The following is a 26,280-nucleotide window of genomic DNA, read 5'->3' on the forward strand; positions in this document are numbered from 1 at the left end:
GCTGCTATCAGAACAGCTAGCGGCAGCGCATCGTGGCCCTGCTTCCGTCAATGCGGTTGACGCCTTGACTCGGACGGCGCAGCGGCCGATGACCACGACATGGATTTCATCTCGGTGGAGGCGCTGCTGAAGAACGCGGTGCGCGCTCTCGTGCGCGACGACCGTCGCCTGCTGGACGAGCTTCGCGGGGCTCCAGCGGCCTCGGCAGAGCGGGTGCTCGCCGCTGCGGCGGCGCGGCAGGTCGCCCGACTGCTGCCCGAGGGCTGGGACGTTGCCTGCACTGACCGGCGCCCCACTGTGGTGACGGCGCCTGGTCACCGGGTCGACGTCCTCGACCCCGTCCCCTCGCCGGCCCGTCCGCTGGACGACGCGCCTGCCCAGGCGTTTGAGCCTGTCGAGCTCGCGGGGCCCGATGTGGTGGTCCGCCTCGGCGGGCCGGCTGAGGGCGACGCTGCGCTGCTGGCGCTGGCGGTCCGGGCGTCCCAGCCGGTGCGCGGCGGCGACCCCGGGGGTGCGGTCTGGCGCGCCCTGACCGGCTTCGTGGCCGACGGGCACCACCAGCACGGCGTGGTGCTCCACCTCGGGCTCGACCACCCCCGTGGTGCACACCCGGCCTGGCAGTGGGCGGCCTCGGGTGCTGCCGCCGCCGACGTGGCTCCCGTGCGCGTCTTCAGCGAGTCCGAGCTCGACTCGCTCCTCGCCAGCCGCGGGGCGGCGCTGCAGAGCGCCTGAGGCACGCTCCGCCGGGTGCGGCCCGCGAAGTGCTGGTGACTCGGTGATCGGTGGCGTCCAAGGCCGTTCGTCCCGTCACCGTGGAGGTGGCACGTGCGGATCCGGTGGCGGTCGCTTCGACGGACGGAGCGCGAGCGAGGAGGCGCGCGACCCAGCGGCGGGAGTGCGAGGTGGGCACCTGCGTGGCCAGCACCCCTGTCGAGATCACCGGTGAACCAGAGGCACGTCGTCTTCATCGCCCTCCGAGCCTCACGTGATCACCGATGGTGGTCGAGAGGGGGTCCCGCGGGCGCAAACGATCACTCTCTGTCACCGTTAGGCGGCGTGTCTTTCGGTGTGGGAGCGCCCTCGTCGAGCACGCTCGGAGGAGTCCTCAGGACCGTCGGCAGAGCCCGGTCCTTCCTCTTGCACGCCTGCGTGCCGCACACGGAGGTGCTCCGTGCCCCTCGTCACACTCCCCTCCACGTCGACGGCTCCGCCTCGCCGCGCCTCTCGTCAGCGCCTCGCGAGGTCCCTCGCCGTGTGCCTGCTCGGTGGCGCAGTGCTGCCCGGGGTCGCGACGTCTCCCGCGCTCGCGACAGGAGTCGACGCGACATGGGACATGACCCACGCGGGGACGGCGAGCGCCACCTCCTACGGGGCGGACAACGCGTTCACGGTGCCCGCAGTCGCCAACCTCTGCGGCATCGAGTGGGAGGTCGCGGGCGCGCGGGGCGGCAACGGCTTCAGCGGCGGCGTCGGAGGAAGCGGCGGTGACTTCACCGCGATCCTCCCGGCCGCTGCCGGAGACCACTTCACCGTCCTCGTGGGGACCCGGGGCACCGACTCCCCGGCGCTCAACGGGCTCGCCAGCAACGGCACCAGCGGTAGCGACGGGAGCCGCGGAAGGGGTGCCTCGGGGCAGTCGGGGAGTGGTGGTGGCGGCGGAGCGTCCTCCGTCTGGGCCGGATCACCCATTCCCGCCGGTTCCCAGCCGCTGCTCGTCGCCGGTGGCGGTGGCGGCGCTGGGACCACCGTGGCGGGCGGGGACGTCGGCGCGAACGGGCAGGGCGCCGGCGCCTTCACCGGAGGCGGCGGCGGAGCCAACGGTGCGATGTTCGGCCAGGGCGGCGGCGGCGGTGGTGGGGGCGGTGGCTACAACGGTGGTCGTGCTGGTGGTGGCGACTACTCGTCCACCGGGGCAGGAGGTGGTGGCGGGTCGAACGGGGCGGTAGCCGGGGCCAGCGTCACGCCGTTGTCCCCGAACACCGGCGACGGCTACGTGCTGGCCACCTACCTGACCTGCCCGTCCGCTCCGACGGCGATGACGTTCAGCGGCACCGCGACGACGTCCACCACGGTGACCTTCACGCCGGGCGCTGTGAACGGCGCGACGGTGACCGGCTGGGAGTACAGCCTCAACGGCACCTCGTGGAGCTCGCTGAGCACCAGCGCCGCGAGCGGCAGCGACCTGCAGGCGACCATCACGGGTCTGCCCGCCGGAACGGGTTCAGGTGTCCGGGTGCGGGCCGTCACCAGCAACGCGGGCCTGTACGGCGCCACCGGCCTCGAGACCGTCACGACCCCCGCTGCGACTCCCGGAGCTCCGACGGCCGTGACGGCTGTCGCCGGGAACGGCCAGGCGGGTCTGTCCTGGACCGCTCCGCTCGTCACCGGCGCCGGCCCCGTCACCGACTACGAGGTCACCCCCACGGCGGTCGGAGGGGCGGCGCTCGCGCCGGTGCTGGTCGGCTCGGCCGCCACGACGACGACCATCACCGGGCTCACGAACGGCACCGGCTACACCTTCACGGTCAAGGCCAAGAACAGCGCCGGGCTGGGCACGGCCTCCGCGGCGTCGACGGCGGTCACTCCGGCTGCGCCCCCAGCTGCTCCCGCACCTCCCGCCTCACCGGTCAAGGCGCCCGAGCCGGGATCGCACCGCTTCGCCGGCGAGTCGAGGGTGCAGACCTCCACCTCGGTCTCCCAGCAGATCTTCCCCATCGCGCGGTCCGCGCCGCGCGTGGTCCTCACCACCAGCGCGACCTACGCCGACGCACTGGCCGGTGCGCGCCTGGCGGCGTCGTCCCAGGCGCCTCTGCTCATGACCGGCGGAGCCTCGCTGGACGCCGACGTCGTCACCGAGATCAACCGCGTCCTCGCCTTCGGTGGCACCGTCGACGTGCTGGGCGGTGACCAGGCGCTCTCGCCAGCCGTGGCCGCTGCGCTCGCGGGGACCAGCGCCGGAGACCGCGTGCACCGGATCGCCGGGGAGGACCGCTTCGCGACAGCGCTCCAGATCGCGGGCACGGTGCAGGCCACGGTCGCGGCCAAGGCAGTGGTCCCAGCCGCTGAGCACGGCGTGCTCGCGGCGACGACCGTGACCGGCGGCCAGCCGATCTTCCTCGTCTCCGGCACGGACTACCCGGACGGTCTCGTGGTCTCGTCGCTGGCTGCGCGCACGGGCGGCATCGTCGTCCTCTCAGACGGTGCCCGCCTGCCGGCCTCGACGCGTGCCTACCTGAACGCCAACGACCCGGCCGGCGCCCGCACGATCCCCGTGGGTGGCCCGGCTGCCGCAGCGGCCAGGACCCTCGGTGGTGATGCTGCTGCGTCGACCGCCCGCGCGGCGATCGTCGGTGCTGACCGCTACGACACCGCCCGCAAGGTCGCCGCGCGCTTCGCCGAGGTCTCCGGATCCTCGCGCCCCGGTGCCGTCGGCCTGGCGACGGGACAGGACTGGCCGGACGCCCTCGTGGGCTCCGCCGCCATGGGCAACCTCTCGGGGCCGCTGCTCCTGACGACGACGGACGAGCTGTCCCCGGCTGCTGCCCAGGCGCTGGAGGCGATGGCGGCGAAGGGCCAGGTGACCACCGGCATCGTCTTCGGTGGATCGCGCGCCGTCTCCGCCGACGCCACGAGCGCCTTCACGAGCCGCATCAAGGGCTGACGAGCACCGACCGCCCGGACGACGGAGACGCCGACGTCCGGGCGGTCAGCCGGTCATCCCTCGCGTCCTGCGCTCAGGCGGAGGCGCCCGGCCAGAAGCCCCTCTCGCCACAGGGGAACCACCGGCCTCTTGCGTACCCTGACCTGCTGCTTTGTCCCCCTTCCTGCCTCTCGGTGGCCCCGCGCGCCTCCGCTGGACCGCCCTGTCGGCTGCCTAGCGTCGAAGACCTGGCCCCGTCGCCGCGTCCACCAGTGGAGCGCCCGCGTCGGTACCTCCACGACGGAGCACCACCCGACGAGAGCAGGACCCGTGCGCACCACCGCTGGCCGGACCACCACCACTCGCGCCCTCGCGCTCGCCATGGTCCTGGCGATCCCACTGCTGAGCGCGTGCCAACCCGACCGGGGCGCGGGACTCCCCGAGGTGAGTGGCACCGCCGGCGAGCTGCACGTGCTGATCGGTGCCACGGGGCAGGGAGAGCACGCCGGCTCGAGCGCCGAGGCGCAGGGACAGGTGCTCGACGCCCCCGGCGGTGTCGCCGTCAACGAGGGCGTGCGCTACGTCGCCGACACCGGCCACCAGCGCGTGCTCCGCTTCACCCAGGGCGGCACCTGCGTGGTCATGGCCGGCCCCCAGGCTGCGGTCGCTCCCTCCTCCTGGTGCATGGGCGAACGGAGAGCGCCGCTGATGCTGCACCCCACGGCGATCGCCGTCGACGAGAACAGCGACGTCTTCGTCGCTGACCCGCAGGCGAAGCGCGTCTTCATGACCGGGCCCACGACTGCCGGCGTCATCACGGTCGCAGGCAACGGGCAGCCGGGAACGCCTGCGGATGGTGCGCAGGCCAGCGCGACACCGCTCAGCTCACCCACCGGCCTGGCCGTCACACGTGACGGCGCCCAGCTGTACATCGCCGACGCCGGCGCCCACCAGGTGCTCGTCGTCGACACGAGCGGGCTGGTCGAGGACGCCGTCCCCTCGCCCCTCAGGAGCGGCGGACCCAGCCTGCAGACGCCGCCCCAGCCCAGCCAGACCTCCTCAGCACCGACCGCCTCAGGCACGGGCTCGCCCACGCCGTCAGCCCCCTCGCAGTCGTCGTCCACCGCCACGGGGTCGGCGTCCTCGACGGTCGACTCCACGGACGGCGACCCCGAGTACACCCCCGCCACCGACGGTGCTGAGCGCTTCGCCGCCGTGCCGGTGCAGAGCCTCGACGAGGAGAGCGACGGTCCCGCCGAGACGGGTCGCGCCACCCCGTCGAGCGGGGCCACCAGCGAGGGCGACGAGGGCGTCCAGTCCAGCGGTTCGCCGTCCCCGACCCAGAGCACCGCCGGGCGCCTGTTCGTGGTGGCCGGTCCCGGCTGCGCTCCCGGCCCCGGTGGTCGACCCGTGCTCGGCGCGACGGTGCAGGCGCTCACCGCCGGCCTGTCCTCGCCGTCCGCCCTCGTGGTGGCCGAGGGAGTCGAGTCCACGCCCGAGCTGTACGTGGCCGACCGCTCGAACCACCAGGTCTACGCCATCACCATCCCCTTCGGAGCGGTGGACCAGCCGCGTGACCTCACCACGGTCTCCAGCGACGACCCGGCGCTCACCGAGCCCGTGGCGCTCGCGGTCGGCTCCCGCCAGGGGCCGGTCGCACTGGTCGCTGCCGACGCCAAGACGCACGCCGTGGTCGTGTCAGACCTGGGCGGGCCCTCCCTGGAGTGGGCGCCCCTGACCTCGGAGCTGCAGGCGCCCAGCGCCCTGGCCGGCGACCGCATGTCGGTCCTCGTGGCCGACAGCGACGCTGACGCCGTCTACGGGGTTCCGCTGGAGGGCACTGCGTCGTCGTCGTCCTCGAGCCCGTCGGAGTCGTCGTCCTCACCCGACCCCTCACCCAGCCAGGTGAGGCTGCTCTCCGCGGGGGTACCGCTGGCCGCCGACCCGGCCGAGGTCACCGCCTCCAGCGCCTCGGCCAGCGCCGCTGCCTGCGGCGCCACCCCCACGCCCACCCCCACGTCGACGACCACGACCACGACCACGCCGGTCACCGGGAACCGCGGCACGCCGGACCCCGACTTCACGCCGCGCTCCGACCCGAGCCCCTCCCGGCCCAAGGTGCCCGGCAACGCCGTGGACCCGGGGCCGGGCACGCACCGCTTCTCCGGCAACGACCGCGTCGCCACCTCGGTGGACACCTCGCAGAAGCTGTTCCCCAAGGCCGGGTCGGTGCCCGTGGTGGTCATCTCCTCGGCGAGCTCCTACGCCGACTCCGCCGGGGGAGCGCGCTACGCCGCGGAGAAGGGCGGCTCGCTGCTGCTGACCCCGGGCAAGGCGCTGGACCCGGCGGTCGAGGCCGAGGTGCGGCGCTCCCTGGCCGCCGGCGGGTCGATCGTCGTGACCGGCCGCGAGGACGCCATCACGCCGTCCGTCTTCTCCGCGCTGGAGGCCATCGCGCCCGGGCGCACCGAGCGGATCGGCGGGGTCGACCGCTACGAGACGGCCACCAAGCTGGCGCAGCGCCTGGCCGACCAGATGACGACGACGGCGACCGGCCCCATCTACCTCGTCACCGGCGCCGACTACCCGGACGCGCTGGTGGTGGTGTCGCTGGCGCGGCGCACCGGCGGCCTCATCGTGCTGTCCAAGGACGGCGTGCTGCCGCCCGTGACGAAGGCGCTGCTGCAGCAGATGGACCCGACGGGCGTGCGGACGGTCCCCGTGGGCGGTGCGGCTGCTGCCGCCGCCGCGAGCCTGGGCGGAGACGCCGGGCGCACCGCCGCGGCGGCCGCCGTGGTCGGCAGCGACCGCTACGAGACCGCCCGCAAGGTCGCCGAGCGCTTCGTGGCCCTCGACACCGCCGCCGGCGCCCGCACCGACGTGGTGGGCCTCGCCACCGGCACCACCTGGCCGGACGCGCTGGTGGGGTCCACGGCGATGGGCACGCTCGTCGGTCCGCTGCTGCTCACCCACGGCGACCAGCTCGACCCCAACGTGGTGAAGGCGCTCGCGGCCATCCCGAGCAGCCGGCCCAGCACCGCGGTGGTGTTCGGCGGGGAGTCCGCTGTCCCGGCGTCGGTCATGGCGGCCTTCGGGGCTGCGGCGAAGGGCTGACAGCGCTGGCTCTCGGAGGGCCCCGGCCTGGGTGCCAGGCCATCAAGCGAGAACGACCTTGAGGTTGTTCTCGTTTGTGTCGACAACCGAGAACAAGGAGAGGATTGTTCTCGGGTGGAGGTGTTCATGAGCGGCGCTCCCCTCGATCCATCGGTTCCGCCGCACGGCGACGAGGTCCTGCCGTGGACGTCGCTCAGCGGGCGCAGGTCTGAGATGAGCACCTACACGGCCAGCATCCCCCCCGAGATCGCCCGCCGTGAGCTGCTCGTGCCGGCGGGCCTCCGGGAGGCCTGTCGTGCCGCGGCGGTGGACATCGGGGTGCTCGAGCGGCGCTGGGCGGCTGAGGTCTCCGTGCTCGAGCCCTTCCTCCTGCGGACGGAGGCCATCGCCTCCTCGCGCATCGAGGACGAGCTGACCACCGTGGACCAGCTGGCCCGGGTCCAGCACGGCGACAAGGGATCGCGGTCAGCGAGGACGGTCCTGGGGGCTGTTCGGGCGCTGGAGCTCCTCGTCTCCCGTGCAGCGGGTGGGATCGAGCTCGAGGACGTGCTCGCGGCTCACCGACCGCTCATGGCCGACGACCCGCACGAGAGGCACGACGCGGGCGCGCTGAGGAGGGTGCAGAACTGGATCGGCGGTTCCGACCGCTCGCCGCTCGGGGCTCTGCATGTTCCGCCCACCCCCGGGCGGGTCCCCGCGCTCATGGAGGACCTCATCGCCTTCATGCGACGGACGGACCTCGACCCGCTGGTGCAGGCGGCAGTCGCCCACGCCCAGTTCGAGTCGATCCACCCCTTCACCGACGGCAACGGTCGCATCGGCCGAGCTCTCGTCAACGCCCTGTGGCGCTACAGGGGCGTCACCACGCAGATGGCAGTCCCGATCGCCTCGGCGATCGTCGCGGACCGGGACGAGTACTTCTCGCTGGTGGACCAGTACAGGACGGGCGACGCCGCCGCGTTCGCCCACTACCTCGCGGTGACCACCTCGCGGTGCGTCGAAGAGTCCCACGTCTCCGCGCAGCGCCTCGCTGAGCTCCCTGAGCGGTGGCGTGAGGCCGTCCGTCCGCGGTCGGGATCGGCGGCGGCGGTCCTGCTGGGCCTCCTCACGCGCACCCCGGTGGTCGACGCCGACGACGTGGCCCGTCTGACGGGAGCGTCGACCGCCCGCGCGTACGCGACCATCGACAGGCTCGTCAGTGCTGGCGTGCTGCGTCCGATCACCGAGTCGAAGCGGAACGCCGTGTGGGCGGCTGGTGACGTGCTCGACGAGGCTGACCTGCTGGTCGACCGTCTGCGGCTGAGGCGCCTGCAGGCCGGAAGCTGAGTGGGGAGCCCCAGTCCCGGTGGGGAGGCTGACTCCCGCTTCCCGGGCTGGATCCGGGACTGAGCCTCCCCACCGGGACCCAGGTTCCCCACCGGCGGCGGGCACGGTGTTCGCAACTCCCATGATCACAGCGGGTTGTGCCGGTGACGCCCATGATCACGGAGGGTGGTCTGGACGGGTGGTGCCCGCCCGGGCGGCTGCTGAGCGTGCACGGGGACGTCGATGACGCGGTGTGAGCCGACGCCGGGTGCTGCAGACCGCCTCCGCAGCGGTGCTGCTGCTCCTGGCGACCTCCGGCGCGGCCAGTGCTGGACCGGCACCGGAGCAGACCTACGTGGTCAGCGTGGACGACCTCGCCGACGTCGCGGGGGCCGCGACCGCCGCTGACCGGCTGGGCGAGGTGCTCGCCGTCCACGACGAGACCGGCAGCGTGGTCGTGCGCACCACCGCCGCCCGCGCGCAGCGCCTCGAGCGGCTCGACGCCGCCACGGACGTCGAGCCCGACGCGCTCTTCACCCCCACCGCCGAGACCTCCACGCCCGCCGGTGACTACTTCACCCGGGCGTCCACCTCGCCCGCGTCCGCAGCCGTGCCGTGGCACCTGGACCGCATCGACCAGGCGTCGCTGCCGCTCGACGGGCAGTACCGGCCCGGCGGCGAGGGAGCCGGGGTGACCGCGTACGTGGTGGACACCGGCCTGCGCGCCAGCCACGCCGCCTTCACCGGCAGGGTGCGCCCCGGCGCCGACTTCTCCGGCAGCGGCAGCACCTCCGACTGCAACGGCCACGGCACCTCGGTGGCCGGTGCACTCGCCGGCCGGCTGGTCGGAGCGGCCCCGCAGGCCACGCTCGTCCCCCTGCGCGTCAGCGGGTGCGCGGGCTCTGCCCGCAGCAGCTCGCTCATCGCCGCCGTCGCCTGGGCCGTGGCCGACCACCCCGCCGGCGCCCCCGCCGTCCTCAACGTCAGCTACGGCGGCCCACCCTCGGACGGGCTGGACCGCGCGCTGCGCGCCGCCGTCGCCGACGGCATCACCGTGGTGGTCGCGGCCGGCAACGAGGGCTCCGACGCGTGCGGCACCAGTCCCGCCCGCGAGCCGTCCGCCATCACCGTCGGCGCCAGCACCGCCAGCGACTCCGTGGCCGGCTTCTCCAACCGCGGGCCGTGCGTGGACCTGCTGGCACCCGGCGCGAGCATCGTCAGCGCCGGCTCCGACAGCGACACCTCCGCCGTGGTCACCAGCGGCACGTCGCTCTCGTCGCCCATCACCGCTGGGGCGGCGGCCGTGCTCCTCGGCGCCCGTCCGTCGCTGTCGCCGGCGCAGGTGGCCGCCGCGCTGGTGGCGGGCTCGTCCCGCGTGGCGAGCCCGCTCGCCGGCACCACCGACCACCTGCTGCGGACCCTCACGACGACGACGGCGGACAGCGGATCCCCGGCCGCAGGCGGCCCCGACGCCGTCGTGGCCGTCGGCGGGCAGGACCTCATCAGCGACACCTCGCTGGCGGCGCTGGCCGGTGGGCGCGCCGTCGAGCGGATCGCCGGCGGTGATGCGTACGCGACCAGCGCGCTGCTCTCGGCCCGGGCCTTCCCCGACGGCGCCGACCACGTCTACCTCGCCACCGGCACGGCCTTCGCCGACGCGCTCGGCGCGGCCGCCGCCGCCGTCGGCAGCTCCGCGCCGGTGCTCCTCACCCGTCCCGACGCCGTGCCGGCGTCCGTGCTCGCCGAGCTGGCGCGCCTGCACCCCGCCACGGTCACCGCCACGGGTGGTCCCCAGGCGATCAGCGACGCCGTGCTCGAGCAGGTCCGCCAGGCCACCGGCGCGGCCGTGGTCCGCGCTGCCGGCGACGACAGGTACGCCACCGCCCGGGCCGTCGCCCTCGACGCGCTCGGAGAGGCGCCCGGTGGTGGGTCCGGCGATGTGGCTGGTGCCGCGCCGGACACCGTGTACCTCGTCTCGGGGGAAGCCTTCCCCGACGCCCTGTCCGCCGCCGGCGCGGCCGGGCGCAGCGGCGCCCCGCTGCTGCTGACGCAGGCCGCGGCGCTGCCCGCGGCGACGGCGGAGCAGCTGGCGCGGTGGAGGCCGGCGCGCGTCGTCGTCGTGGGAGGTCCGGCCGCCGTCTCCGACGAGGTGGTCCGCCAGGTGCTCACCGCCACCGGCGGCACCGCGACGCGCGTGGCCGGGGCGAGCCGCTACGAGACGGCCGCCGCCGTGCTCGCCTCCGGTCCGCCGCCGGCGACCGTGTGGCTGGCCAGCGGCGAGGCCTACGGCGAGGCGCTCAGCGGCGCCGCCGCCGCGGCGGCCCTCGGCGGGGCGCTGGTGGTGGTGCCGCCGGGCGGTCCCGCCGGCAGCCTCCGCGACGGCGTCAGAGCGGCGCTCGCACCCCGCTGACGCGGCCAGCGGTCCCGAGCGGGCCGGGTCGTCGTCGAGCTGCCCTTCCGTGGCGCTCCACCCCCGGCGGAGATCGCCGATTACTGTCAACAGTGGACAGTGGCGACGATCGAGGAGGACGAGTGGTTGACGTGCGCCCGCTGGCGATGGGGGAGCAGATCGCCCACCAGCTCCGGCGGGAGATCCTGACCGGGGCTGTCGAGGACGGGCTGCACCTGGCCGAGGACGCCCTCGCCGCTCGCTTCGACGTCAGCCGCGGCCCGGTGCGCGACGCGCTGCGCCAGCTCGAGATCGAGGGGCTGGTGGAGAACCGCCGCAAGCGGCTCTACGCCCGGCCCCTGGACATGGAGGAGCTGGACGAGCTGTACGCCCTGCGGGGCGCGCTGGAGGGGCTGGCCATCCGGCTGGCCGTGGAGCGCGCCGAGCCGCAGGAGTGGGACGCGGTGCAGCGCGTGGTCGACCGGATGCGCACCGCCGCCGAGACGGGTGATGGCGAGGCCTTCGCCACCGCCGACATGGACTTCCACGGCAGCTTCTACGCCCTGGCCCGCAACCGGCGCCTGCTGGAGGCGTGGAAGCCGTACCACCGCACGTTCTCCGTCCTGGTGCAGATGAGCGACACCCGGGACCTGGCCGCTGCCACCGAGGACCACCAGGAGTTCCTCGACGTGGTCCGCACGGGCGACGTCTCGGCCGCGGTGGCACGCCTGGACCAGCACCTGCAGTCCGCCAAGGGGCGGCTGCGCGACGTGCTCGGCGCCGCCTGAACCCAGCCCCTCGGGCGGGCTGCCTTGACTCCGCCATGCCCCCTCTCTATGTTGACTGTTAACAGTTTGGTCGACGGGGACCGGGGCGCCGCCCCGCGCCCGTCTGAGGCGGAGCGGAGACGGCATGGACCAGCCCGGTGGTCACGACCACAGCGACCAGGACCGGTGCGCGGCGGTGGGCCGTGGACGCCGCGTGATCGTGGGACCCGTCAGGTACCCCGAGCTGTGCGCGCGGGGCCGCCAGCTGCTCCTCGACCACGGCTTCACGCTGGTGGAGAACTCCTCCACCGTCCCGTGGACCGACGAGCAGCTGCACGCCCTGCTCCCCGGCGCTGACGCCGCCGTCGCCGGCGTGGAGGTGTACGACGAGGCCGCCCTGGAGGTCGCCGACGACCTGCGCATCATCAGCCGCCTGGGCGTGGGCCTGGACAACGTCGACCTCAAGGTGGCGCGGACCCGCGGCGTCGACGTCGTCAACGTCCCCGGCGGCAACGCCGCGGCGGTCGCCGAGCTGGCCGTGGGCTTCATGCTCGCCCTGGCCCGCCAGCTGCCGGCGATGAACACCGCCTCCCGCGAGGGGCGCTGGGACCGCTACGTGGGCGTGGAGCTGGCCGGCAAGAGCGTCGCCCTGCTCGGCTTCGGCGCCATCGCCCGGCTGGTGGCCCGCCGCCTGTCCGGGTTCGACGTGGAGCTGAAGGTCTACGACCCCTTCGTCGACGCCGACGACGTCGCGGCGGCCGGCGGCCGCCTGGTCGGCCTCGAGGAGGCGGTGGCCGACGTCGACGTGGTCAGCGTCCACGTGCCGCACACCCCCTCCACGCACCACCTCGTCGACGACGCGCTCATCGCCCGCATGCGCCCCGGCACGCTGCTGGTGAACACCAGCCGCGGCGGGCTGGTCGACCAGTCCGCCCTGGTGCGGGGCCTGGCCTCCGGCCGGGTCGGCGGCGCCGGTCTGGACGTCTTCGAGCAGGAGCCCGTGGACGCCTCCAACCCGCTCTTCGCCTTCGACACCGTCATCACGAGCCCCCACGCGGCGGCGGACACCGTCGAGGCCTACGACCGCATCGGCTGGGCCACCGCCCAGGCCGTCGTCGACGTCTTCAGCGGCCGCACGCCGGCCAACGTCGCCAACTGACGCACCACCTCCACCAGCAGCACCCACGCCAGACCCCGGCAGCCCCGCCCCTCGAGAGGAACACCGATGTTCACCCTCAGCCCCTCGCGCAGGTCGTTCCTCGCGGCCGCGAGCGCCGGCGCGCTCACCCTGACCCTGGCCGCCTGCAGCGGCGGCTCCGCGGAGCAGACGGCACCCGAGGACGTGAAGACCCTCACCGTCATCGCCGCGAACAGCCCGTGGACCGAGGGCCTCAAGACGCTGGCCACCGAGTACCAGCAGAAGACCGGCGTGCAGGTCAAGATCGAGGCGTACGGCAACGAGCAGCTCAACGACACCTACAAGGTCAAGCTCAACGCCTCCTCCTCGGACTTCGACGTCATGGCCTTCCAGGTGCAGGACGTCATGCGGGAGTTCTCCCGCAACGGCTGGCTCACCGACATGACGGACTACGTCAGCAGCGACGCCGACTGGGACTGGGAGGACTTCCAGCAGCCCGCCCGTGAGGCCGTGCAGCTCGACGACGTCGTCTACGGCGTCCCGGTGATGACCGAGCGCGAGATCGTCTACTACCGCAAGGACCTCCTGCAGCAGGCCGGCATCCCCGTGCCGAAGACCCTCGACGAGCTCAAGACCGCCGTCTCGACGCTCAACGACCCGGCCACCGGCACCTTCGGCATCGCGATGCGCGGGTCGCGGGTGCCGCTGGTCACGCAGTACTCCTCCTTCCTCTACAGCTTCGGTGGCGACTTCCAGGGGAAGGACGGCGAGGCCACCATCGACTCGCCGGAGGCGCAGCAGGCCTTCCAGTTCTACGGCGACCTGCTGCGCAGCGACGGTCCGCCCGGGGTGACCAACATGGGCTGGGTCGAGGCCTCGGCGCTGTTCGCCCAGGGCAAGTCGGCCTTCTACATCGACGCCGACAGCCAGGCGTACACCTTCCTCGACCCCACGAAGAGCTCCGTGGTGGACACGGTGGGCTTCGCGCAGTTCCCCGCCGGCCCGGCCGGGTCGAAGTTCTACAACATCGTCCCGCAGACGGTGGGCATCAACGAGTTCTCCACCAAGAAGGACGCCGCCTGGGAGTTCATCAAGTGGGCCACCAGCAAGGAGAACACCGCCCGCCTGCTCTCGGAGAACACCGTGCCGGGCGCGCGGGAGTCGGCGTGGGCCGACGCCTCGGCGGCCGAGGCCTTCCCGGCCGAGCTGGTGGACATCATCCGCAACGCCGGGGAGTCCGGGGTGGGCCACGACCGCCCGCAGCTGGAGCAGGTGGCCCAGGCCCGCGAGATCGTCGGTGGCCCGGCCATCGCCGCGATCGAGGGCGGTGACGTCGCCGCGGCGGCGAAGGACGCCCAGAAGCAGTTCCAGGACCTGCTCGACTCCGAGGGGTGAGCCGGCGGCCGCCGGGTCCCGTCCGCGGACCCGGCGGCCCGCACCCGCGCACTCCCACCCGCCCGCTGCCGCGGGCGCCCCAGCACCACCGGACCGAGGAGGACCGTTGGCCGTCTCCACCACGTCGCCCGCACCCGCGGCGGCTCGTCCCAGCACCCGGCGGTCGTTCGTCGACCGGGTGGACGCCCACCTGAAGTGGGTGCTGATCGTCCCGTCGGTGGCCTTCGTCGGGCTGCTGATCGCCTTCCCCATCGCCTACACGGCGTACCTGTCCTTCACCAACGCCTCCGGGTCCGTCAGCAGGCCCAAGCGCTTCGTCGGCCTGGAGAACTACACGCGCTGGCTCACCGACGCCGACAGGTTCTGGCCGGCCGTGGGCCGCACCGCCTACTTCACCGGCGCCGCCCTGGTGCTGGAGCTGGTCATCGGACTGGCCATCGCCCTGCTGCTGCGCAAGACCTTCCGCGGTCAGGGGGTGGTGCGCGTGCTGATCCTGCTGCCCCTGGTGGCCACGCCCGTCGCCGTCGGCATGATGTGGCTCCTGATCTTCGAGCCGACCATCGGCTTCGCCAACCTCGTGCTCGGGTGGTTCGGGATCCCGGCGCAGGGCTGGCTCTCGGACCCCTCCACGGCGCTCAACACGCTGATCTTCATCGACGTGTGGCAGTGGACGCCGATGGTGGTGCTCATCCTGCTGGCCGGGCTCACCACCCTCCCCGAGGAGCCGGACGAGGCCGCCCGCGTGGACGGCGCCGGCGCCTGGCAGCGCTTCCGGCACATCACCCTGCCGCTGCTGGCGCCCGTCATCGGGGCCGCGGCCATCCTGCGCTCCATCGACGCGCTCAAGACCTTCGACATCATCTACGCCACCAAGGGCGTCGGCGGTGGCTCCAGCCACGAGGCCGAGACGCTCAACGTCCTCGCCTACGGGCAGGCCTTCCAGTTCTCCCAGTACGGGCGGGCCTCGGCGCTGCTGATGCTCTTCTTCCTGCTCATCGTCATCGTCCTGGCGACGCTCGCCATCCTCCGCAAGAAGGCGGACCAGTCATGACCGCGACCGCCCACCAGCCGGCCCGCCCGTCGGCGTCGCGCTCCCCGCGCGCGCCCGGCGCCTCCACGCCCGAGGAGCTCGCCGCCATCCCGGAGCGCAGACCGCTGCGCCCCGCACAGCGCGCCGCAGGCGTCGCGCGCGCCGTCGGCATCGTCCTGGTGGTGCTCGCGTTCCTGGTGCCGCTGCTGTGGATGCTGCTGGCCAGCTTCAAGACCAACCTCGACGTGGTCGACCCCGCCAAGACGTTCACCTTCAGCCCCACCACCGCCAACTACGGCACCGTCTTCGGGGCGCAGGCCTTCGGCGACTTCATCGTCAACAGCGTGGTGGTGGGCATCGGGTCGACCCTGCTCGCGCTGGTCATCGGGGTGCCTGCCGCCTACGCCGTCTCCCGCTACCGGGTGCGCAGCGCCACCGGCTTCCTGCTGCTGGCCCGCGTCATCCCCGGCGTCAGCCTGCTGATCCCCTGGTACTACCTGTTCTCGCAGGTCCAGCTGGTCGGCACCTACGCCGTGCTGGTGCTCACCCACATCTTCGTGACGATGCCCCTGGTCGTGGCGATCATGTCGAGCTTCTTCGAGGGCGTCCCCGGTGAGCTGGAGGAGGCCGCGCAGATCGACGGCTGCAGCCGCATCGGCGCCTTCGCCCGCGTGGTGCTGCCGCTGTCGGTGCCCGGCATCGCCACCTCGGCGATCCTGTCCTTCATCTTCAGCTGGAACAACTTCCTCTTCGCCCTGGTGCTGTCCGACCAGGAGACCCGCACCCTGCCGGTGGCGATCGTCAACTTCACCAGCTACGCCTCGGTGGACTGGGGAGGCCTCATGGCCGCCGCCGTCATCATCACCGTGCCCGTGATGCTCGTGGCGCTGGTCGCGCAGCGGTACGTGGTCAGCGGTCTCACCGCCGGCGCCACCAAGGGATGAGCGGCACCACCTGGGTGCTCGGCGGCGGTTCGGGGATCGGCCGCGCGTGCGCCCTGTCCCTGGCCGCGGCATCCGACCTCGTGGTGGTCTCCGGCCGCCGCGCGGACCACCTGGAGGAGACGGCCGCCGCGGTGGCGGCCACCGGGTGCCCGGCGCTGGCCCTGCCCCTCGACGTCACCGACGACGACGCCGTGGCCCGCGCCGGTGCAGCCGTCGAGGACCGGGGCGGGCCTGTGGCGCGCCTGGTCTACAGCGCCGGCACCAACACCCCGCGCCGCGCCTGGTCGCAGCTGTCGGGAACCGCCTTCGCCGGCGTCGTCGACACCAACCTCACCGGCGTCGTGCGCGCCGCCTCCGCGGTGCTGCCCGGCATGCGCTCCCGGGGCGGGGGCCACGTGGTGCTCGTCTCCTCCTGGGCCGGCTGGACCTTCTCGCCCGGCGCCGGCGCCGCCTACTCCGCGAGCAAGACGGCCATGGGCTCCCTCGCCGAGACGCTGAACCAGCAGGAGCGGCACCACGGCGTGCGGGCCACGCACCTGTGCCCCGGCGAGGTGGCCACCGACATCCTGCGCACCCGCCCGGTGCCGCCCACCGACGCCGAGACCTCGCTCATGCTCGCCCCGGAGGACGTCGCCTCGGCGGTGGCGTGGGTGTGCTCCCAGCCGGGACGCGTCTGCGTCAACGAGCTGGTCATCACGCCCACCGCCAACGCCTCCTACGCCGCGCCCGTGCCCGTCCCGGCGGGTGCGCGGTGACGGGCCGCGCGACGGGCGCGGTGGTGGTGCTGGGCAGCGCCAACGCCGACCTCGTGGTCCGGGCACCGCGCCTCGCCGGCCCGGGGGAGACCCTCTCCGCCACCTCGGCCACCACCGGCGCCGGCGGCAAGGGCCTCAACCAGGCCGTCGCCGCCGCACGAGCTGGCGCCCGGGTCGCCTTCGCGGGGGCGGTGGGGGAGGACCCCCACGGGCAGCTGCTGCGCGGCGTGCTGCAGCGAGACGGCGTGGACACCGCGCTCCTGCGCACCGACGGCGCTCGTGCCACGGGCCTGGCGGTGGTGACCGTCACCGACGACGGCGAGAACAGCATCCTCGTCGTCCCCGGCGCCAACGCCCTCGACGACCTGACCGACGACGACCGGCGCGCCGTCGCCGCCGCCAGCCACCTCGTGCTGCAGCTCGAGCGGCCGAGGGAGCTGGTGCGCCGCGCGCTGCGGGTGGCCCGCGAGCACGGCACGACGACGGTGCTGACGCCCGCACCCGTGAGCGACGGCCTCGACGAGCTCGTCGCGCTCACCGACCTGCTGGTGCTCAACGCCGGCGAGGCGGAGGAGCTGAGCGGCGAGCCCGGCGTCGAGCGCGCCGCGGAGGCGCTGAGCCGTTCGGCCACCACCGTGGTCGTCACGCTCGGGGCCGACGGCGCACTGGTCGCCACCGGCGGGGCAGTGGTGCGGCGCGTGCCCGCACGCCCCGCCGCGGCAGTGGACACCACCGGCGCCGGGGACACCTTCGCCGGGGTGCTCGTGGCCCTGCTCGCCGAGGGCGCACGGCTGGAGCGCGCCCTCGCCGCGGCGACGACCGCGGCGTCGCTGTCGGTGGAGCGGCCCGGCGCCGCCGCCTCGATGCCGACCCGCGCGGAGATCACCGCCGCGCTGCCCGACCTGCCCGACCCGACCCGCCTCCAGGAGGCCACGCCATGACCGACCACCTCATCAGCGCCGTCCCCGTGCCCTTCACCGCCGACGGCGCGCTCGACGAGTCCGCCTTCGAGAAGGTGCTGGCCACCCTCGAGCCCCACGTCGACGCCGTGCTCGTCGCCGGTACCACGGGTGAGTTCCCCGCCCTGGACGACGACGAGCGGGTCGGCGCCTTCCGCACCGCGGTCGCCGTGCTCGGTGCTCCCCGGGTCATCGCGCACGTCGGCCACGCCTCCTCCCGGCAGGTGCTGCGGGTCTCGGCCGCGGCGCGCGAGCTGGGGGTGGACAGGCTGGCGCTGCTCAACCCCTACTACCTGCCCACCGACGACGCCGGGACGGTCGCCTTCTTCGCCGCGCTCTCCGCCGAGCACGCCGACGCCGACCTGTACGGCTACTTCTTCCCCGAGCGCACCGGCGCGGTGGTCCCCGTCGACGTCGTCGCCCAGGTGCTCGCGCTGCCCGGGATGGCGGGCATGAAGCTGTCCGGCGGTGCCTCCACCCTCCTGGCCGAGCACCTCGCGGTGGCCCGGCCCGGCCAGTCGGTGTGGTCCGGGGACGACGCGACGTTCGGGAAGGTGCTCGCCGCCGGTGGCACCGGCGTGGTCTCCGGGGTCTCCGCGCTCTTCCCCCAGACGTTCGGCGCGCTCCGCCGCGCGCTGGTGGAGGGCGACGCCACCGAGGCCGAGCGGCTGCAGGCCGTCGTCGAGCGCGTCGTCGGCCTCACCGGTCCCTCCGTCGCCCGCCTCAAGACCGGCCTGTCGCTGCGCACCGGCTCGCCGTGGGCCGCGCGCATGGCCCAGCCGGCCGTCGGCCCCGAGCTGCGCGACGAGATCGCCGCCGCTGTCGCCGAGCACGCCTGACCCAGCGCCCCGCCCCGCTGACGCCCCGACCCGACCCGCCTCACGACCCCGGGAGCTCCGATGACGTACGCCCTGCCGACCCTGCACGAGCCGCCCGCTGCCGCCGACGGCGCCGTCTACCTGGTCGCCTCCGGCGACCTGCGCGAGAGCGCCAACACCGCCGGCTGGGGCGTCCAGCAGCAGCTGGAGGCGCAGATCGGCGCGGCGCTGGCGCAGCTCGGGCGCACCCTGGTGCGCGCCCACGACGTCGACCCCAGCACCGGGCACGGGTTCATCTCCAGCCAGCGGATGGGCCTGGAGGTCTTCCGGTCGGTGCCTCCCACCGCTCCGCTGGTGGTGGCCGAGGCCGTGTGGCAGTACTCCCACCACGTGCTCGCCGGGCTGCGCGACCACCGGGGGCCGATCCTGGTGGCCGGCAACTGGGAGCCGGACTGGCCGGGGCTGGTGGGGATGCTCAACCTCAACGGCTCCCTGGCCAAGGCGGGCATCGCCTACTCCACGCTGTGGAGCAAGGACTGGACCGACGACTACGCGGTGCAGGGCCTGCGGACCTGGCTGGCCACCGGCGAGCTGCACCACGACGCCTCCCACGTGAGGGCCCTGCCGGCGCTGGCCGACCTGCCCGACAGCGCCGAGAAGGAGCTGGGGACCGCGCTGGCGCGCCAGCTGCGCACCGAGAAGGCGATCATCGGCGTCTTCGACGAGGGCTGCATGGGCATGTACAACGCGATCTTCGACGACGAGCTGCTCAACGCCATCGGCGTCTACAAGGAGCGCCTCTCCCAGTCGGCGCTGTGGGCGGAGATGCAGACGGTCTCCGACGCCGAGGCCGACGAGGTGGGCCACTGGCTCAAGGCGGCCGGGATGACCTTCCGGCTGGGCAGCGACGAGGCCACCGAGCTGACCGAGGCGCAGCTGACGTGGCAGCACAAGATGTACGTGGCAGCGGTCCGCATCGCTGACGACTTCGGCTGCGACGCCATCGGGATCCAGTACCAGCAGGGCCTCAAGGACCTGTGCCCGGCCTCCGACCTCGTCGAGGGCCTGCTCAACAACGTCGACCGCCCGCCGGTGACCTCCCGCGACGGCTCGCGGGTGCTCTTCGAGGGGCGGGCGCTGCCGCACTTCAACGAGGTCGACGAGGGCGTCGCCGTGGACTCGCTGGTCACCAACCGGGTGTGGACGGCGATGGGGCTGGACCCCGCGACCACCCTGCACGACGTGCGCTGGGGCGAGTACTACGACGGCATGTTCGTGTGGACCTTCGAGATCTCGGGCTCGGTGCCGCCCTCCCACCTGGGTGGCTACCCGAGTGCCGAGGGGTGGCGCCAGGACCCGGTGTTCTTCCCCGCCGGTGGGTCGACGATCCGCGGGGTGTCCAAGCCCGGAGAGGTCGTGTGGTCGCGGGTGTACCTGGCCGAGGGGCAGCTGCAGGTGGACCTGGGCCGCGCGCACGTCGTGGCGCTCCCCAAGGCGGAGACCGAGCGGCGCTGGGCGGCGACCAACCCGGAGTGGCCGATCGCCCACGTGGTGATGCACGGCACCACCCGCAACCAGTTCATGGGCCGGCACAAGGCCAACCACGCCAACATCGCGTACGCGCCCGACGTGGCCACGGCGGACAGGGCGCTGCTGGCGAAGGCCACCGCCTTCGCCGAGCTGGGCCTGCGGGTGCACCTGTGCGGGGACGTGCCGCTGCCCGCCTGAGCCGGCCTCCTCCCGTGGTCGTGGGCGCTGTGCGCGCTCGGCTGCTCTCGCAGTCCGCGATCACGAAGGGGGAGGTCGGGCGGCATCGTCCCCAGCCGCCGGTCGGGCGCCGCTCGCCGTCGTCCGCGGGGAGGCGGGAGCGGGGTGGCGGACGTGGACGGCCACCGCCGCGGAGGTGGCGAGAGCGTCTGCTGGTGGAACAGCGGACCGTCGTGCTCGCGTCGTCCACCGCCCCACCTGCGCTGAGCACCGTCGTAGAAGGCCACAGCAACCTTCGACAACGCGTGCACGCCAGGTCTGCCAGAGGCGGCCCGCGCGGCGGGGCTCCTGGGGATCGCGCGGCCTCGTGTCGGGCGGGGGCCCTCCGGGGGCGACGTCCGCGGTTCTGCGGACGACGTCCCGAGGGCCCTGCCACGCTCACCCGGTGACCTCTTCTCGCCGCACCCGCTCCGCTCTCGTCGGCGGTGCCATGTGCGCTGCGCTGCTCGCCGCCACGTCGGCGTCGACCGCCGTCGCCAGCACCTCCCAGCGGCCCGAGGATGACTTCCTCGAGGTGCTCGCCCCGGTGAGCGGCTCCTTCTTCAACCACGACAACGGTCGAGTGGTGTTGGAGCCCGGAGTGGAGTACGCCGTCGTCACCAGCGGCAGCGACCGCCACCTGGTCGACTCCCTCGCCGCCGCCCCGCTGGCAGCGGCCCTCGGCGCGCCCGTGCTCCTGGCTGGTGACGGCGCCAGCGGGGCGACGCACCCGGGCTACTACCAGTCCGGCCGGCTGCGGTACGACAAGCGCGAGGTGCGCTACGTCGTGGTGGGGCAGGCCGCCTTCGACGACGGCCTGGTGACGATGCTCGACGGGGAGCTCAGAGCCCGCACTGGCACCCAGCACACCGTGGTGGGTCTGGTGAAGGGCGGGGACCGCTACGACACCGCCGACGCGCTCGCGGAGCTGTCGGAGCGGGCGCGGCAGGCGAAGGGCGTCTGACCGTCACCGCCCGTGCTGCGCTGGGCCGGAAGGGTGGTCCTCAAGTTGCGCGGATCATGCTCCTGTGCAGTACCTCTGCACGCCCGTTCGACTGTCGGCGGTGCCCCCTAGCGTCTGGGACATGACCTCGACCACCCCCTCGAGCGGGCGCCTCGGTGCCGCGCTCGCGGACGCGCAGGTCGCTCTGCGCGAGGTGGTCGAGGCGTGCGGCTGGGTGGGCGCGCTGTCGCCGGCTGACCGGTCGGGGGCGCTGCAGGAAGCCGTGGTGCTCGGGCGCATGGTCGACGCCGCGGTGCTGCAGCTCATGGCGACCTTCTCCCGCAGCGACCTCGACGAGGTCGGCGCGGCGAACCCCGTCGGGCTGCTCACCGGGTCCGCCGGGTACGGCCCCGCCGCCGCCAAGCGCCTGGAGCTGGTCTCGCGCGCCACCGGGGCGGGAGACCCGCAGCAGCCGCCCATGCCCGAGGTCGCTGCGCTGCACGCCGCGGGGCGCATCTCCACCGACGTGTTCGACCTGGCCGCGCGCCTTCTGCGGTCGCTGCCCCGGGCTGTGCGCCGCGAGTGCGGGGACGAGCTGGACCGCGCCCTCGCGCAGGACCTGCCCGGCCGCACCTACGCCGAGGCCGTCCAGCTGTGCCGGGAGCTGCGCGACCTGCTCGACCCGAAGCGCGCCGACGGCAGCTTCGACCCCGACGCGCTGGAGAAGCGCGGACTCGACTACACCGTGCACGACGACGGCTGGGTGTCGGTGCGCGGCAACCTCGACCCCCTCAACGGGGCGCAGTTCATCGCAGCGACCGACCACTTCAGCAGGCCCGCCCCCACCGTCGAGGCGGAGGTCGTCGACGACGATGACACCGGGTCCGGTCCCTGGGGTGCCGAGCCGCAGGTGGCCACGACCGTGAGGGACGAGCGGACCGCGTCCCAGCGGCGCGCCGACGCCCTGGGGCTCATCGCCCTGGCGGCCTCCGACCCCGCCTCCACGCGCGGCGGTGAGCCCCCGCGGATCATCGTCACCGCGACACCGGAGCAGATCCGCGAGCTCGAGGGCGCGGGGCGGGCCGAGTGCGAGCAGACCGGACCGCTGCCGATTGCGGTGCTGCGGACGGTGGTGGCCAGGGGCGTGCTGCAGGCCGTGGTGCTCTCCGCGGAGGGCGCCGGTGCCACCGTGCTCGCGCTCGGGCGGTCGGTGCGGTGCTTCACCCCGCCGCAGCGGCGGGCGTTGTACGCCCGTGACGGCGGATGCGTCGTCCCCGGCTGCGACGCGAAGCTCGCCTGGCTGGAGGCCCACCACGTGGTGGAGTGGCAGGCCGGCGGCCCCACCGACGTCGACAACGGGGTGCTCCTCTGCCCGCGTCATCACCTGCAGGTGGGCATGGGCGTGTGGGAGGTGCGCGTGGTGGACGGCGTGTCGCAGGTCAGGCCGCCCGCCACCGTCGACGCCCTGCGGCGGTGGCTCGTGAACCCGCGGAGAGCGGTGCGGGAGACCGCCCGCGAGCGAGCGCAGCAACTGCGGCTGGACGACCCACCAGGGCCGTCGGCCTGGTCACCACCGCGCCCCGCCGCCTCCGTCGTCCCCTCCGAAGCGCCCTGCTGACGCGTGCCTGCGGGACTGCTGCGTGCTGTCGCGCTGCAAGGTCGTCCCCCGGGCGGGGGCGATCCTCGACGGCGCGCCCGCCGGCGAGGATGCTGGTCACGGCGCTGGTCGTGGGGGACGTCCGCGCCGGAGGAGGCAGCGGTGGCGGCGGCAGACCAGGACCCGGGTGGAACCCGTGACGCAGCCGGGAGCCCGGCCGGAAGTGCAGCCGGTGACTTCCCCACGCTGCTGCCGCCCGAGCGGGTCGCGGAGGCCGAGGCGACCTACCAGCGGGTGGTCCAGGAGTTCACCCTGGAGTTCCGCCTGGCCAACGCCCTCGCCTACCTGCGCACGTACGCCTCGCCCCGGGTCGCCGCGCTGCTCCTGCACACCGGGCACGTGCAGCACGCCTCCACCGAGCGGGCCGTCGACACCGCCCTGTTCGTCTACGAGCTGGTGCACCACGGCATCGACTCCGAGCAGGGCCAGGAGGTGGTGCGGCGGCTCAACGCCATGCACGGCCGCTGGAGCATCCGCAACGACGACTCGCTCTGGGTGCTCGGCACCTTCGCCGTGCTCGGCCCGCAGATGATCGACGCGCTCGGCTGGCGCCGGCTCACCGACGACGAGCGGCAGGCGTGCGTCGACTGGTGGCGCGAGGTCGGCACGCGGATGGGCATCACCGGCATCCCCGAGACGCACGCCGAGTTCGCCGACGCCTTCCGCGCCTACGAGCTCGCCCACCTGCGCCGCACCGACGCCGGTCGGGTGCTGCTCGAGGCCAGCTGGGACGTCATGGTCTCCGACCTCCCCGAGCCGCTGCGGCCCGTCTCCCGGCTGCTCGCCGCGGCGCTCACCGACGAACCGGCCCGCAGCGCCCTCGGCCTGCCGCGCGTGGGAGCACCGGTGCGGACCGCCCTCCGGCTCGGGCTCGTCACGCGCGGGCTGCTGTCGCCCACCCGGGGGAGGCCCGTGCCCGGGTGGTTCACCCCCGGCGCGCCCCTCGGTCCGTACCCGGAGGGCTACTCCCTGGCCGACCTCGGTGTGGGCGAGCACCACCGGCACCCTGCGGTGGTGCGAGTGGTGCAGGAGGGGCGCCAGGTGCGGGCGAGACGTCCGGTGTAGACCGGTCTGCGTCGCGCCCGGCGCGCCTCCGGGGCCGCAGCCCTCCGCCCGGTCACGATCATCGGGTGCGTGCTGCCCCGCCCCGGAGCGCACGTCGCCTGACCCTGGCCTCGGCCGGAGTCGCCGCGCTGCTCGCCGCCCTCGCGGTGGCTGCGCCGGCCTCCGCCAGCGCCGCTGGCCGCCAGGACGCGGCCAGCAGCCCCAGCGCCAGCCCCAGCACGACCAGCACGACCACCACCCCGCGCGCCACGAGCAGCGCCACCCCGAGCCCGTCGGTGTCGGCTTCCATCCCGGCGCAGCGCTCGGACGGCTCGGCGCAGCCCGCGAGCGGTGGCTCGCCCTCCAGCTCCGGCGGTTCGGACGCGGCGTCGACCCCGGGGACGGCGAGCCCGTCGCCGTCGTCGTCCTCCGCCTCACCGTCCGCCTCACCGTCCGCCACGGCGTTCCGGCCCAGGACGGCGGCCGGCGTGACGGGCGTCGTGTACGCCGTGCTGCCCCACCCGGACGACGAGTTCCAGGTGTGGTCGCAGGTGGAGCAGACCCCCGACCTGTTCAAGGTGTTCGTGCTGCTCACGCACGGGGAGGAGTCGTCCAACTGCGACCCCGACCTGCCCGGCTGGGACCGCGGCGTCGAGGCCGCCCCGGACGTGCTGCCGCAGGGCAGGTGGACGGACTCGTGCGAGCAGGCCCGGCTCGACTCCTGGCGGGGCTTCTTCACCGACATGGCCGCCACCGACTCCTCCGTTCCCGCCCGCTTCACCGACCGCGGCGAGGTCTCCCGGCTGGTCGGCTCCCGCAGCACCCCCGTGTGCCGCGTCGACGCGACGCCCGGCACCTGCGCCCGGCGGGACCGCAGCGCCCACCTGTGGACCGACGACGGCGGGCGCGGGGCGCTGGTGGTCTTCGACCTCGGCGACCGCGACCTCACCCGCGACGAGGTGGTGTGGGCCGTGGAGTCCGTCCGCGACAACCGCAGCCGCCTCGGCATCGACCCGACGCTGCCGAGCCGCGGTGTGGTGGGCGCCTACTACGACGAGGTCACCGCCACCGGGTTCCGCTACCCCCACCCCGACCACCGGGCCGTGGCCGACGCGCTGTCGTCCACCGACCTCCGCCTCGGCCCGCAGCTCGGCGCCACCGCCGCGGACGACCCCCGCGTGCGGGTGACCACGGCCGTCAGCGACCAGGCCGTGACGTCGGCCTTCGGGTGGGGCGGGTGCACGGGTGCGCACGCCCGCCACTACGGCTGGCTGTGGCACGCCGACGTCGACCCGGCCACCGGCGGCCCCGAGCAGTGCTTCCAGGTGGACCGCGGCGGACAGCCCCGCCTCTTCAGCCGCATGCAGTACTTCTGGCGGGAGTTCGCCCCGGCGGCGTCGAGCACGTCGACCGCCGAGGCCGCCCGCTGACCCCGGGCCGACTCGCTCAGGCGTCGGCGGGCGGCGGGCGGGTCGCAGCCCGGCGCGCCGCCAGGGGCGTGCGGTCGAAGTGCTGTCGGAACACCGTGGCGAAGTACTGGCTGGAGGAGTACCCGCACGAGAGGGCGATGTCGGCCACGGTGGCGTCCGTGCCGGCCAGCAGGCGCAGTCCGTGCTCCATGCGCAACCCGGTGAGGTACTCCAGCGGCGTGGTGTTCACGAGCTGGCGGCAGTGGTGGGTGAAGCGCGTGCGACCCAGCCCGCACGCCTCGGCCATGCTGCCCACCGTCCACGGCTCGGCCACCCTCGTGCGCAGGCCGGCGAGGAAGACCTCGACGGTCCGCTCCGCCGAGGTGAGGTAGGGGTCGGCCGCGACGTCCTCGCCCTCCAGGACGTCGACCAGCTCCAGGAGGACCTCCGACATCCGCAGGCCCAGCCGGGACGTCGCGCGCTGACCGGGGCTGCGCAGCGCCAGCTCCAGCCGGTCCACCGCCTGCTCCATCCCGGCCCCGATCCGCCACGCCGTCCGGTCGCGTCCGCGCAGGAGGCCCGCGAGGTGGTCGAGGTCCGCCTGCGGCAGGGCCACCCACGGCGGCCAGCTCCACGCCTGGTTGGGGCGCTGGGCGCCCACCTCCACCACGAACCACCCCAGGGTGCACGCCGTCACGTGGGGCAGGCCGACGCGGTGGCGCTGCCACGGCCGGGTCACCGTGATCCACCCGCGGCCCAGCTCGTGCTGGGTGGCGCCGCTGGCGAAGCCGACGCGCCCGTGGGTCACGAACGTGACCTCCACGCCCTCGTTCAGGTGCCAGTCGAGACCCCAGTCCTGGTCCGCGGTCACCTCCCACAGGCCGGTGCTCAGCAGACCCGGCAGCACTCCCTCCTCGAGCGCCAGCCCGGGGTAGTCGGCGCGGCCCCACGCCCACAGCCCGATGTCACCGCGGGCACCGGCCCGCCGCAGCGGGGCGTTCGGATCGTCCCGGTACGTCCCGTCCGACCCTCGGAACATCGCGCGCTCGCGCACCCCGGACCACCGCCCTCGAACCCGGCGCGGTGGAGCGCCGTCGAGCTGCAGCTGCTCACCGCTGACGCTGCCGACCAGGTCAACCGCAGGGCGAGACCGGACGGCGGTGTCCAGCGCCGACCGTAGCGGTCAGGTCAGCTCCCCGTCTGGCGGTGCCGCCGGACGAGGCGCCC

General features: G+C 74.3%; 20 protein-coding genes. 18 read left to right on the forward strand and 2 right to left on the reverse strand.

Features of this window, described 5'->3' with window-relative positions:
* Nucleotides 1-99 precede the first annotated feature (99 nt).
* The 17 genes from FMM08_RS01875 (at nucleotide 100) to FMM08_RS01955 (ending at nucleotide 23,665) form a co-directional block, all read left to right on the forward strand.
* Nucleotides 100-732: a hypothetical protein gene (locus FMM08_RS01875; RefSeq protein WP_147924605.1), complete on the forward strand. Its 633-nt coding sequence runs from the start codon at nucleotides 100-102 to the stop codon at nucleotides 730-732.
* 601 nt (nucleotides 733-1,333) lie between these two features.
* On the forward strand, nucleotides 1,334-3,661 hold the full coding sequence (locus FMM08_RS01880) for a cell wall-binding repeat-containing protein (protein WP_147924606.1): 2,328 nt from the start codon (nucleotides 1,334-1,336) through the stop codon (nucleotides 3,659-3,661).
* 423 nt (nucleotides 3,662-4,084) lie between these two features.
* Entirely contained in the window at nucleotides 4,085-6,754 is a 2,670-nt protein-coding gene (locus FMM08_RS01885; RefSeq protein ID WP_147924607.1) for a cell wall-binding repeat-containing protein, read from the forward strand.
* A 213-nt stretch (nucleotides 6,755-6,967) separates the two neighbouring features.
* On the forward strand, nucleotides 6,968-8,080 hold the full coding sequence (locus tag FMM08_RS01890; protein ID WP_187279466.1) for a Fic family protein: 1,113 nt from the start codon (nucleotides 6,968-6,970) through the stop codon (nucleotides 8,078-8,080).
* 232 nt (nucleotides 8,081-8,312) lie between these two features.
* Nucleotides 8,313-10,469, forward strand: coding sequence for a cell wall-binding repeat-containing protein (locus tag FMM08_RS01895; RefSeq protein WP_147924609.1), 2,157 nt, complete (start codon nucleotides 8,313-8,315; stop codon nucleotides 10,467-10,469).
* Nucleotides 10,470-10,591: 122 nt separating this feature from the next.
* The gene (locus FMM08_RS01900) at nucleotides 10,592-11,236 is read left to right on the forward strand and encodes a GntR family transcriptional regulator (protein ID WP_147924610.1); all 645 of its coding nucleotides are present in this window, start codon (nucleotides 10,592-10,594) and stop codon (nucleotides 11,234-11,236) included.
* A 193-nt stretch (nucleotides 11,237-11,429) separates the two neighbouring features.
* A complete protein-coding gene (locus FMM08_RS01905) occupies nucleotides 11,430-12,374 on the forward strand; it encodes a phosphoglycerate dehydrogenase (protein ID WP_187279467.1) in 945 nt (314 codons plus the stop codon).
* Between the two features lie 66 nt (nucleotides 12,375-12,440).
* On the forward strand, nucleotides 12,441-13,748 hold the full coding sequence (locus FMM08_RS01910) for an ABC transporter substrate-binding protein (protein ID WP_147924612.1): 1,308 nt from the start codon (nucleotides 12,441-12,443) through the stop codon (nucleotides 13,746-13,748).
* A gap of 106 nt (nucleotides 13,749-13,854) precedes the next feature.
* Nucleotides 13,855-14,799, forward strand: coding sequence for a carbohydrate ABC transporter permease (locus FMM08_RS01915; RefSeq protein WP_147924613.1), 945 nt, complete (start codon nucleotides 13,855-13,857; stop codon nucleotides 14,797-14,799).
* A complete protein-coding gene (locus FMM08_RS01920; protein ID WP_147924614.1) occupies nucleotides 14,796-15,722 on the forward strand; it encodes a carbohydrate ABC transporter permease in 927 nt (308 codons plus the stop codon). Before FMM08_RS01915 ends, FMM08_RS01920 begins: the two co-directional genes overlap by 4 nt.
* Nucleotides 15,719-16,477, forward strand: a complete 759-nt coding sequence (locus FMM08_RS01925) for an SDR family oxidoreductase (RefSeq protein ID WP_147924615.1) — start codon at nucleotides 15,719-15,721, stop codon at nucleotides 16,475-16,477. Before FMM08_RS01920 ends, FMM08_RS01925 begins: the two co-directional genes overlap by 4 nt.
* Entirely contained in the window at nucleotides 16,474-17,418 is a 945-nt protein-coding gene (locus tag FMM08_RS01930) for a ribokinase (RefSeq protein WP_147924616.1), read from the forward strand. Before FMM08_RS01925 ends, FMM08_RS01930 begins: the two co-directional genes overlap by 4 nt.
* Entirely contained in the window at nucleotides 17,415-18,275 is an 861-nt protein-coding gene (locus FMM08_RS01935) for a dihydrodipicolinate synthase family protein (protein WP_147924617.1), read from the forward strand. The genes FMM08_RS01930 and FMM08_RS01935 overlap by 4 nt, the downstream gene beginning before the upstream one ends.
* A 60-nt stretch (nucleotides 18,276-18,335) precedes the next feature.
* Nucleotides 18,336-19,982, forward strand: a complete 1,647-nt coding sequence (locus FMM08_RS01940; protein WP_147924618.1) for a fucose isomerase — start codon at nucleotides 18,336-18,338, stop codon at nucleotides 19,980-19,982.
* A 424-nt stretch (nucleotides 19,983-20,406) separates the two neighbouring features.
* Nucleotides 20,407-20,964: a cell wall-binding repeat-containing protein gene (locus tag FMM08_RS01945; protein ID WP_147924619.1), complete on the forward strand. Its 558-nt coding sequence runs from the start codon at nucleotides 20,407-20,409 to the stop codon at nucleotides 20,962-20,964.
* 121 nt (nucleotides 20,965-21,085) lie between these two features.
* Nucleotides 21,086-22,561 (forward strand): HNH endonuclease signature motif containing protein, encoded by a 1,476-nt coding sequence (locus tag FMM08_RS01950; protein WP_147924620.1) that lies wholly within the window; start codon nucleotides 21,086-21,088, stop codon nucleotides 22,559-22,561.
* Nucleotides 22,562-22,702: 141 nt separating this feature from the next.
* Nucleotides 22,703-23,665: an oxygenase MpaB family protein gene (locus FMM08_RS01955; RefSeq protein WP_187279468.1), complete on the forward strand. Its 963-nt coding sequence runs from the start codon at nucleotides 22,703-22,705 to the stop codon at nucleotides 23,663-23,665.
* Nucleotides 23,666-23,723: 58 nt separating this feature from the next.
* Here FMM08_RS01955 and FMM08_RS01960 read toward each other — a convergent pair whose 3' ends face one another.
* Nucleotides 23,724-24,104 carry a hypothetical protein gene (locus tag FMM08_RS01960; RefSeq protein ID WP_147924622.1) on the reverse strand — a complete coding sequence of 127 codons (381 nt, stop codon included), beginning with the start codon at nucleotides 24,102-24,104 and terminating at the stop codon, nucleotides 23,724-23,726.
* 28 nt (nucleotides 24,105-24,132) lie between these two features.
* On the opposite strand from FMM08_RS01960, the gene FMM08_RS01965 reads away from it, so the two are divergent.
* Nucleotides 24,133-25,074: a hypothetical protein gene (locus FMM08_RS01965; protein ID WP_147924623.1), complete on the forward strand. Its 942-nt coding sequence runs from the start codon at nucleotides 24,133-24,135 to the stop codon at nucleotides 25,072-25,074.
* Between the two features lie 16 nt (nucleotides 25,075-25,090).
* Here FMM08_RS01965 and FMM08_RS01970 read toward each other — a convergent pair whose 3' ends face one another.
* Nucleotides 25,091-26,092, reverse strand: a complete 1,002-nt coding sequence (locus tag FMM08_RS01970) for a helix-turn-helix transcriptional regulator (RefSeq protein ID WP_147924624.1) — start codon at nucleotides 26,090-26,092, stop codon at nucleotides 25,091-25,093.
* Nucleotides 26,093-26,280 lie beyond the last annotated feature (188 nt).

Origin of the sequence: Quadrisphaera setariae (assembly GCF_008041935.1) — a bacterium.
Classification (GTDB): Bacteria; Actinomycetota; Actinomycetes; order Actinomycetales; family Quadrisphaeraceae; genus Quadrisphaera; species Quadrisphaera setariae.

Excerpts from the sequence above, each read along its gene's own strand:
- FMM08_RS01940 (WP_147924618.1), top strand. The coding sequence starts at position 18,336 with ATGACGTACGCCCTGCCGACCCTGCACGAGCCGCCCGCTGCCGCCGAC.
- FMM08_RS01875 (WP_147924605.1), top strand. The coding sequence starts at position 100 with ATGGATTTCATCTCGGTGGAGGCGCTGCTGAAGAACGCGGTGCGCGCT.
- FMM08_RS01880 (WP_147924606.1), top strand. The coding sequence starts at position 1,334 with ATGACCCACGCGGGGACGGCGAGCGCCACCTCCTACGGGGCGGACAAC.
- FMM08_RS01890 (WP_187279466.1), top strand. The coding sequence starts at position 6,968 with ATGAGCACCTACACGGCCAGCATCCCCCCCGAGATCGCCCGCCGTGAG.
- FMM08_RS01910 (WP_147924612.1), top strand. The coding sequence starts at position 12,441 with ATGTTCACCCTCAGCCCCTCGCGCAGGTCGTTCCTCGCGGCCGCGAGC.
- FMM08_RS01920 (WP_147924614.1), top strand. The coding sequence starts at position 14,796 with ATGACCGCGACCGCCCACCAGCCGGCCCGCCCGTCGGCGTCGCGCTCC.
- FMM08_RS01970 (WP_147924624.1), bottom strand. The coding sequence starts at position 26,092 with ATGTTCCGAGGGTCGGACGGGACGTACCGGGACGATCCGAACGCCCCG.
- FMM08_RS01950 (WP_147924620.1), top strand. The coding sequence starts at position 21,086 with ATGACCTCGACCACCCCCTCGAGCGGGCGCCTCGGTGCCGCGCTCGCG.
- FMM08_RS01925 (WP_147924615.1), top strand. The coding sequence starts at position 15,719 with ATGAGCGGCACCACCTGGGTGCTCGGCGGCGGTTCGGGGATCGGCCGC.
- FMM08_RS01935 (WP_147924617.1), top strand. The coding sequence starts at position 17,415 with ATGACCGACCACCTCATCAGCGCCGTCCCCGTGCCCTTCACCGCCGAC.